General features: G+C 43.6%; 12 protein-coding genes. 1 reads left to right on the top strand and 11 read right to left on the bottom strand.

All coding sequences use genetic code 11. The features are described 5' to 3' along the window. Positions 1 to 28 precede the first annotated feature (28 nt). On the top strand, positions 29 to 907 hold the full coding sequence (locus tag C5S62_RS07160; protein WP_104404702.1) for a hypothetical protein: 879 nt from the start codon (positions 29 to 31) through the stop codon (positions 905 to 907). A 646-nt stretch (positions 908 to 1,553) separates the two neighbouring features. Here the strand turns inward: C5S62_RS07160 and C5S62_RS07155 are convergent. From C5S62_RS07155 to C5S62_RS07105, 11 genes are all read right to left on the bottom strand, one after another. Beyond that, positions 1,554 to 2,543 (bottom strand): hypothetical protein, encoded by a 990-nt coding sequence (locus C5S62_RS07155; RefSeq protein WP_223301177.1) that lies wholly within the window; start codon positions 2,541 to 2,543, stop codon positions 1,554 to 1,556. A gap of 44 nt (positions 2,544 to 2,587) precedes the next feature. Continuing rightward, positions 2,588 to 4,171: a phage terminase large subunit gene (locus C5S62_RS07150; RefSeq protein ID WP_104404700.1), complete on the bottom strand. Its 1,584-nt coding sequence runs from the start codon at positions 4,169 to 4,171 to the stop codon at positions 2,588 to 2,590. Next, positions 4,131 to 4,442, bottom strand: coding sequence for a hypothetical protein (locus C5S62_RS07145; RefSeq protein ID WP_104404699.1), 312 nt, complete (start codon positions 4,440 to 4,442; stop codon positions 4,131 to 4,133). Before C5S62_RS07145 ends, C5S62_RS07150 begins: the two co-directional genes overlap by 41 nt. A gap of 134 nt (positions 4,443 to 4,576) precedes the next feature. Then, positions 4,577 to 4,909 carry an RNA-binding protein gene (locus C5S62_RS07140; protein ID WP_104404698.1) on the bottom strand — a complete coding sequence of 111 codons (333 nt, stop codon included), beginning with the start codon at positions 4,907 to 4,909 and terminating at the stop codon, positions 4,577 to 4,579. 12 nt (positions 4,910 to 4,921) lie between these two features. Further along, positions 4,922 to 5,578, bottom strand: a complete 657-nt coding sequence (locus tag C5S62_RS07135; protein WP_104404697.1) for an N-acetylmuramoyl-L-alanine amidase — start codon at positions 5,576 to 5,578, stop codon at positions 4,922 to 4,924. Between the two features lie 55 nt (positions 5,579 to 5,633). Next, entirely contained in the window at positions 5,634 to 6,155 is a 522-nt protein-coding gene (locus C5S62_RS07130) for a DUF6808 domain-containing protein (protein WP_104404696.1), read from the bottom strand. Further along, on the bottom strand, positions 6,152 to 6,352 hold the full coding sequence (locus tag C5S62_RS07125) for a hypothetical protein (RefSeq protein ID WP_104404695.1): 201 nt from the start codon (positions 6,350 to 6,352) through the stop codon (positions 6,152 to 6,154). The genes C5S62_RS07130 and C5S62_RS07125 overlap by 4 nt, the downstream gene beginning before the upstream one ends. A 12-nt stretch (positions 6,353 to 6,364) precedes the next feature. After that, positions 6,365 to 6,970 (bottom strand): hypothetical protein, encoded by a 606-nt coding sequence (locus C5S62_RS07120; RefSeq protein WP_104404694.1) that lies wholly within the window; start codon positions 6,968 to 6,970, stop codon positions 6,365 to 6,367. Between the two features lie 2 nt (positions 6,971 to 6,972). Next, entirely contained in the window at positions 6,973 to 7,449 is a 477-nt protein-coding gene (locus C5S62_RS07115; RefSeq protein ID WP_104404693.1) for a hypothetical protein, read from the bottom strand. A 69-nt stretch (positions 7,450 to 7,518) separates the two neighbouring features. Then, positions 7,519 to 7,791: a hypothetical protein gene (locus tag C5S62_RS07110; protein WP_104404692.1), complete on the bottom strand. Its 273-nt coding sequence runs from the start codon at positions 7,789 to 7,791 to the stop codon at positions 7,519 to 7,521. A 28-nt stretch (positions 7,792 to 7,819) separates the two neighbouring features. After that, complete coding sequence (locus tag C5S62_RS07105; RefSeq protein ID WP_071121765.1) at positions 7,820 to 8,800, bottom strand: IS982 family transposase; 981 nt, start codon at positions 8,798 to 8,800, stop codon at positions 7,820 to 7,822. Positions 8,801 to 8,834 lie beyond the last annotated feature (34 nt).

Here is an 8,834-nt window from a genome sequence, read left to right as displayed (position 1 = left end):
TAACATTTCAGCTCTCGAATTTTAACAAATGCACCGGAATTTCGGCTTGACCCCAAAGTTTGGCATAGACATCAGTTTCCAGAAGGACAAGGACGGCAGGGTGAGAGGTTACAGTGTAATCGACCATGCCGAAAAGATTGCCTTCGACGGCAGCAAGGTGATGAAACTGTCGGAGCTTATTGATTTCGCCATCAAGCCACAGAGGAAACCATCGCCGCTTGACGTGTACCGCGGCCTGTTCACTGTCGAGGTGGGCAAAGACAGCATAGGGAACTATATGCTCATCAATGTCAAAGACGGCTCGACGTACAGCAAGCCAATCTCACCGAGGCAGTACGCATGGTATAACGGCGTGAAAGACGACGAGCGCGAAGATGTAGGCCTGACAATAGCGGCCACGATGTTCTCCGAGGAGATACTGACCGAATATCTCATGCGCTATCCTATACACAACCATCAAGAGAGGATAAAGAGTATGGCAGTTGTCAAACATAGAAACGGCAACTATTGCCTCCGCGCTGCCTTGACTGACGGCTATATGCCTTTGATAGAATTAACTTCGGAGGAGGAAGCCAAGTTCCGCTCTCTACATGCCGATGAACAAGCAAGACAAGACTTCCTGATGTCAATAGCCATGCTGCATCTTACTCGAAAGGATGCCGAGGCGGTTAAAGACAGGATAAAACAGAATACCCAGTCCAAAGCCGGAGTCCGTATTCTCCCTTCCCGTCCACAGGACTACTCCCCGGAAATCTCGCAAGTGTTCACATTCAATCTTGCCAACGCACTATCTTCCCTCAATGTCAGTTCCGGCTCATCCGGCTACAAGCGCGAGCACGAAGTCGGCAACCGCACCCGCTACGATGACATCGACAACCGTCAGTCCGGCACCCGACTTACAATGTAAGAATGAAGTAGTGACTATCTCAGCGCACCACGCCGATAGTCACTATTATTTTGCAGAGAATTTAATGTAGAATTTAATTGGGTTTAGAATTAAACGCTACTTTTTAATACAGTTTAATCAAGCCGATTTATCGTGGTTTATAGCGATTTAGATAGTGACTATTATAGTGACTACGCCCTGTAGTGGCTAAAAGAAAAATCGCCAACCCTGTAAGAATCAGCGATTTAATCTTTACTTGGGTGGTGCCACCAGGCAACCACGTTTAATTCTCTTATCTTGTTGATATACAGAATCGTATAGAAAGTGAGATACGTTGGATGTACACTTTCAGTACATCGTTCCGATTGCAACCTCAGTTTATCTGACTGCAAAGGTATAACATATTTCCGAACCCACAAAATATTTTCAATGTGTTTTTAATGAGCACATTACACAAATAATATGAGAAAATTCAACCTAACAGGAAATTTTCAGAGAGTGTACTGTACATGACAATATACATATCTGTCGTTTATTCAGAGAATTATACCAAATTTATATACCACTTGAAACTTATATACCACCGAAACTGGTGGTATAATAAAAACGAATCCCAACCGTGATGGTTGGGATTCGCACCTTGTCGGGGTTGTTCCGGGCGGTCGCACTATATCTGCCACGGATTTTTGTATGGGTCATAGTCGCGCTGGAATGTAGCCATCGCAATCTCACTGACCGGTTTCTTCTCCTCGTCCAGTTTTCGTTGAATCTGAGGATTGATTTTGCATCGGTTGGCATCATGTAGCCACTGCATTGTTGCCTCATAGTCCGTTATACGGGCCGTGCTGACGTTGTTCGGCGATATGAGCTTGTGTAGTTCGTACAACGCAATCTTAATCATGTGTTTCTTGATATTGGGATTGCGAGGGTCGTGATAACGGAAGTTATACCCTTCTTTAAGCGTGTCAGCAGTCGGCAGCATGGTAGGAATCCAAACCTTGCTGTCAAATACCACATACTCGGTGTCCTTGAACTCGTAAGCATATTCCGGGTCATATTCTCCGATGAGTCCCCAGTTGTCGGATTCCATCGGGTTTACTGTCAGGTCAATCTCATCCGCATTGAGAAGCGCGAAGAACTGGCTGTCCCATTCGACGACAGCCCACAGTTCATACTCCACGTTGGGCTCCCAGGGAGAAGTCTGAACCTGTTCCCATGCGTTAATGCCGGGTATGCGAATGTCTGCATAATCAAATCCATTGTGTTCCAAACACTCGTAAACCGAACCTGAGAAATACACAAGGTCGCCGGGGTGATAGTTGAGGAGCTGGGAGTAGGCCATAATTGTTTCTCGGTCTATCTTGTCCACATCCTCACACTCGCGCCAATACTCTACTGTGGCCGGCGCCTTGATGCCGTTAATGGAGCGCATGGCCTCTACAATCTTACCCTCATGGTAAAAATGCACGCCGACTGGGTAAGTGATACGGGGGTTGTATTCCCTCAGATTCTTGCCCACCTCCAACGCTTTCTCCACTTCATAGTTATCGGTAAGGTATTCCACGATGGAGGCTTCTGCGGCTTCCTCTGCCTGGTTTACACGAATCTGCTGACCTCGGATAAGTTGATTGAACAGTTCGTCCGAAATCTGGCTCATGTAATCTTCGTTATTGAGAAATCTCTGATACATAATCAATACGTTTAATATTCAAAGGAACCGTAGATTGGCGTGCCGGTGAAAGTGACAATTCCTGAACTTCCTGTGGCGTTGAACTTCTTCCAGGGTTCATTTAAGAATAGTACCAAGAGGTAGTCAAGGGTGTCAGAAAAGTGGCCGTATTTCTCCACTTTGATACCGAGCTTGGCATCCATGACTTTTGCCTTGGATTTTGAGCCATCCATCTCTTTGCGTTGGTTAATCAAGTCCTCTATCAACTTGCGACATTTAAGGTCAATCTGAATAGTCCAACCGTCATAACCTTCAAAAATATTGTTGACAAATTCCAAACGGGTGATTTGAGATGGTTGCTTGCTGAGAAGTTTCTTTCTTGGCCGGAGTTGTGGGTTTTTAAGAACCGAAAGCAGGATGGTGTAGTTATTAACGCCATCTTCGGTAGTTGTGGTTCTGGACAATCCGGCAGGGTCGCCGGTAACAACCACACCACCGGTATGTCCCATCCCCAGCAACAGTCTTTTTATCTTTTCAGCAAATTTAGGGGTATTGTTCTCTTTATTTTCCGGTTTCCCAAGAACCTCCTCCAATATATATACAATCTTGTTCTCATAATCAATCTGAGCCATCAAGCAACTCATATATGGAGCCACGTTGAAGTCAAAACTGAGAACCAACGACTTCAGTGGGTCATACTTGGAATCTTTCAAACCATCGACGAGATGCTTGGCTCCGTCAAATTTCCAATAGCAAGCAGCGTCATTTATGTCCACATACAACCAGTTACCAAAAAGAAGGCGTTCACGTACACTGGGGTCTGAAATCTTGTACAGCGCCGATACATAAGCGTTCACGAAGTTCTTGTCAGGATTGTCATAAACGCTGAAAGGTATATACATCTCATTTGGGCGGCATACAACAGGCTCTAAGTTCTCGTCAAGAACAAAACGGTCACGCACCCACCCTAAGCACGGGTTGGTGGACATGAAAAGTTTGGGAACCCTTGTCGTTTCTGCTACTTTCCAACGAAGACGAGAGAATAGGACATCGACACCCCGTTGATCCACTTCACCTACCTCGTCTATAAACCCACCAGAAAACTCACTGGAACCAAAGCGAAGATAGTCAGGGTCACTGGGGCTGTAGGCCATTTCTTTCATAATGATTTTGGAGCCGTTCCAAAATATCATTTCTCCTGAAAGGTTGTTTATTTTGAAGTGCACCTGCTCTTCAAGTCCCCAAGATTTAGCTACACTCTGAATGGTGTTCCATGTTGATTCACGTAGGCTTTTAAGCGTTTTACGGGCAACGACCATGCGCATATCCGGCCATCTCAGACAACTGGAAATGAGCCAGCAACTTCCAAGATACGATTTACCTCCACCGGCGGCACCTCCACCAAGAATTATCTGAGGGATATTGTCATTTCCGCAGTGCTCGCAAACTGAAGTGTAAGTCGGGTTGCCATTACGGTCCACGCCATTCTGCACCTGTACGACATTACCGCCGCACAAAGGACACTCCGGCTGAAGGTTCTTCCAGACTTCATACTGTCTTGCCGAAGGAGCAAAATCAATCTTCAGATTGCTGGGTGCTTTCAGTCCTGGAATCATTTTTCTGGTAGATGAAAGGTGACACTAATTCATTGTATTTCTTCTGGTCTATATAGAAACGGCGTTTGTGGATTCCATCATTCCAAACAGTGAGATAACCGGCCTGTACCAGTTCCATCAAAAGATTACGACATGTGCCATAATTGCATTGGCCGTATTTCTCTGCGATTTTATAATAGGTGTCATTGGTCCATAGTTTGTATTGGTTTCTGAACCAAATCAGGAACCCGATAGCTTTTCCACGGGTTTTGTTGTCAATTTCTTTCTTCATAAACAATTATCATTTATAAAGAATAGGCATAGACAATCTTCAAGGAGTTAAAAATTATCGTTTATAAATGGAGCGCACCTGATTCTCATCAGATGCGCTCCGAGGTGTTATGGATATAAAGGAATCAAGAAAAATTATGCAGTAGCCTGAGCAGCCGCGTAGATTTTTTCTACGGTGTCCCAAAGATAGTCTGGGGCTGGAGTGTCGGAGAGTTTTTCACATGCACTCTTCAAGTAAGCCAACTCTTGTTCCGTGAAATCCACCACATGAGGGTTTTCACGATCTGCGTTGATGTCCCATGTGGTACGCTTGTTTTCGGCGTCCTCTTTGATGTTATACTTTTCAACATCTTCTTTGTTGATGCCAACCTTCTTGATGATAGAGCGCTTCAGATTGTAGTCCATGAAGGAGTTCTCTGCCGGAAGAATAGAAGGGATGGCGATTCTGTCAATAATATGCAATTCCATATCTTATATATATTAAAGTGATTTTACATAATTGTCAACGCCTTTTACGTGAAGATCCACGATAGCGTTATGACCTTCTGCCGACAGGAGGAAATCGACATCAGTCTTGTTGTCCTGAAACATCGATTCTGTAAGTACCGCTGCACATTTTGTACCGGTCAGAACTGCGAATCTTGCCTCGTAATCAGGGTCGCCATCACTCCAGTCTGCACGAATGGGAACTTGGCGTTTATCGTATGCCCCCTGTGCTTTAAGCGTCGAGAAACGCTGGATATAGGGCTTGAGTGAATCTTGTGCAGCGTTCCAGATAGATGTTGCCAGTATATCGGATTTGGTTTGTCCAGGTGAAGTGTAGATACACCATCCACCGGCAGTTTTCCATTTGCCATCGGAACCGGCTGCGTTGCAATGTACTGAAATCATAATCACATTATCTTTGCCATATTGGTTACAAATGGCATTAACACGCCTACATCTTTCAGTCAATGACACGTCGGTATCTTCAGGTACCAGAATACGAGCATCATACCCCATAGCTTTGCGCTTGGCTACAATATCACGCACAAGTTCTCGTGCTTTCCTATATTCACGCAAACTCTGATCTGGGGAACACTTGCCAAGAGTATCAACCCCATGTCCATTATCATACAGCTCGATAATTTTTTTCATGTGCTTGAAATTCGTTTATTAAGAATAGCCTTTAAGAATTACGTTTGGGTGAGATTTACCAAGAAAAAAGATTATAGCTTACTCCAAGCCCAATATAAGGTTCGATTTTGCTGGGCGTAACTCCTATGCCGACTTGCACACCCAACCCCCAACGCTTCTGTCTATATCTGATCTCTGTATTGGTAATAGTATTCGTGATAGTCATTACCGGTTGAAATACCCTAATGCTATCTAAAGCCGGCTCATATCCGCTTACCCAAGCCTCATAAGTGGAATCGCTATAATGTTTTTGGGTAATTGGCAAAACGACAGATACACTGTCAGAAGAAAGCGTGTCAGCATGAGGTGCTTTGATGGTGTCGTACACTGGTACCTTAACAGTTTTGTATCGAATTACAAGACTGTCTCTTGGTACAGGTACCTCAATGAACACCCGTATAGTGTCATACTTGACATAAGTTTCTGACTTTGAGTCTGTTACTGTATGGTCTTTTGAGCAACCATGATAAAACAAAGCGGTGCCCAAAACTACCGCCAAGGTAGTTAGGCAACCGCTCAAAAACGAGTTAATCTTCATATACCTATCGAATTATAGGGGATGTACCATTCTCGCTCCCCAAGATACTGACCAGAAAGATCCACCCAGCATCCACGGATATTGCCGGAAATATCGTTCACCTCAACAATTGTCGCAGTCAATCCTACAAGAGGCTCCAGTTTCATCTCTGTCAAAGCACAAGATGGAAGAATAATGATTTTATCCCCAGGTTTCATACTAATAACTGATTATCTAATTTCAGGCAAAAGATACTGGATGTTCTTGGCCGCTTCGTGCATTATCTCTCGTGCCTCTTCTTCTGGCACATCAATTGGGTGTGTAAATTCACAGAAGATACTTCCAATCCAATCATAACGGTTATCATTGAGACGTTTGATAATCGCTGCTTGGCAACCGTAGCTGGAGAGAATAGACTGAGCGCATTTATCATTTATTTGCTTGTCTATATCTGTGACATATATGAACAAGTTTTTCACCAGGTCGCTACTGAATTTTGCAACCTCAGATATGTGTAAGTCCTGAACATGAGGCTTCATTGGCTCAATACCTTTTCTCTTGACCTCATAATATATTGATAACAGACTTTCGTTTCCGAGAGGATGCGGCTGGACGATGTACACTCTGTCGGCGTTCAGTTCGTGAAGCACGGTCCACAATTCACCAAAAACGATTGATGAATTGTCGGCACGTCTATGGCTTCTTTCTTCTTCGTCTTTCTTGAACTTCTCAATCTTCAAGTCCGTCAGTTTGTTTTTACTGTACTGATTATAAGCAAACCATGCCGCGAGAATTGTGCCTATTGCGCTAATAATTGAAGGTATGTATTCTACCATAGTTATTGTTGTTTTGTTTCAGATTGCTCTGGCATGATTACGTTGAAAGTGATACCACCTTCTCCAGCGCCATCGATATTGATTTTACTAACATGAGCTTCTTTGACAGGGTACAAATCCATCAATGCTTTGGAAGCATTGACCGCTACGCTACGAAGGGCGGCTGGGGATTGCAATGTGCCTTTTCGGTCTCTATATTCTGCACTTGCACATTCTTTGATGATACTTACAAGGTTCTCACGTAAAAATGTTTTCATATATTTAGCCTCTTCATACGGAAGCTCGTCAAGAGACTTCAAGTATTCTTGAATCTCAGGACGAGCTAACATACGAATGGCAAGACCTTTTGCACGATGCGTTCTATCTCCAAATACTTCCTGATAGCACTTTGCCGCATTACCACCATAAGGCGCTTCTCCATTTGCATAGAGGTCACAGAAAAGTATCTCTTGGTCTGTAAGGGTATTTTTATTTTCCATGTTTACGCTAATTCGTTAATGCTGAGCTATCGTTGCGATAACCCATACTCATTAACGAATAGTCGTTTTCTACTCTGCCGGTTTATTCCCTTCCAGCAATTTTTCCATGATGGTGTCTCTGAACAACTGCGAGATACCGCTACAAGCTGCTTCAACATCTTCTATAGACTTCAAATACTGCATATTGAAGTTAATCTGAAGGTCATAACCGGAGATATGAACAAGTACTTGTTTGGTATCTGCATTTATGACTTCACGAACAATGCGGTCGGAATTAACTTTGAACTGTACTACGGGTTCATCAATGTGGGAATATGTCCCTTCTTGTTTCTGTTCTGACATAGTTTATTATATTTACCTGTTGGCGGAATTAATTTAGTGCATACTTAATTCTGCCAATGGGCTTGTCGTTAATGAAGTTTACGTATTGCAGAATGGTAAGTGCACTAATTTTGCCAATGATCCTGGCAAACAAACCATTCGTTATTTTCGCATAGTTCCTGATGACCAAGAACTGGTCTGTAAGTTGTGAGAATATTGTCTCAATCCTCTTTCTTGCCTTTGCAAACGGAATGAATGTCGGTTTCCAATCCTTTTGGTTGAGCCGATACGGACACTCCAGTCTTATGTGTGCGGTTTCGAACAAGTCAAGCTGTACGTCAGCTCCAATATACCCTTTGTCACCATAGATGCTACAGTCGTGATAAGTATGTTTTACATCCTTCATATAATGGAGGTCCGCCACACTTGCCTTTGACAGATCATAGGAATGGATAACTCCACTTAACCCACAGAGAGCGTGTAACTTATAACCAAAATAATACGTGTTCTGCGAAGCACAGAAGCCGAAGTCGGGAGCTTGCGAGAAATTGCCGGTACGTCCCATCTTGCAACGTTTTCCTCTTGCAACCCTACAGACCTCTATCGGCTTGGAGTCAACAAAGAATTGTTCCTCTCCGCCATCCATTTCCATGGCAATCCGCTTGCGCAGTTCCTCACACAGGCCTGCCGTTTTCTTCCTGCGGTCATTGAACTGTCTCCTTGATATGAGATTAGGAATGTTGTCCTTGTACTCTTGCAATTTATAGTCGAACAACCACTTCTCACTATCAATGCTCTCGGTCTCTGCCGTCAAGGATAGCGCCACCACTTCCAAATCCGAAAACTTGGGAACAGGACCACGACGTGGAACATTACCCGATTCATTGACGAGATTTTCAGAGAATTGCTTGCATATCTCGAGTATTTTGACGAATTTTGTATAAAGGTTGTACATACGATGGTTTGGACTTAATGTTTTGAACACCACTAAGTTACTAAAAATCAGCGATATGTGCAACTTTTTACTCATATTTATCAACTTAAATTAATTCCGCCAACGGGTT

This window comes from Prevotella sp. MGM2, assembly GCF_002933955.1.
Classification (GTDB): Bacteria; Bacteroidota; Bacteroidia; order Bacteroidales; family Bacteroidaceae; genus Alloprevotella.
Note: the sequence above shows the minus strand (reverse complement) of the source record. Positions and strands in the feature narration are given on the sequence as shown.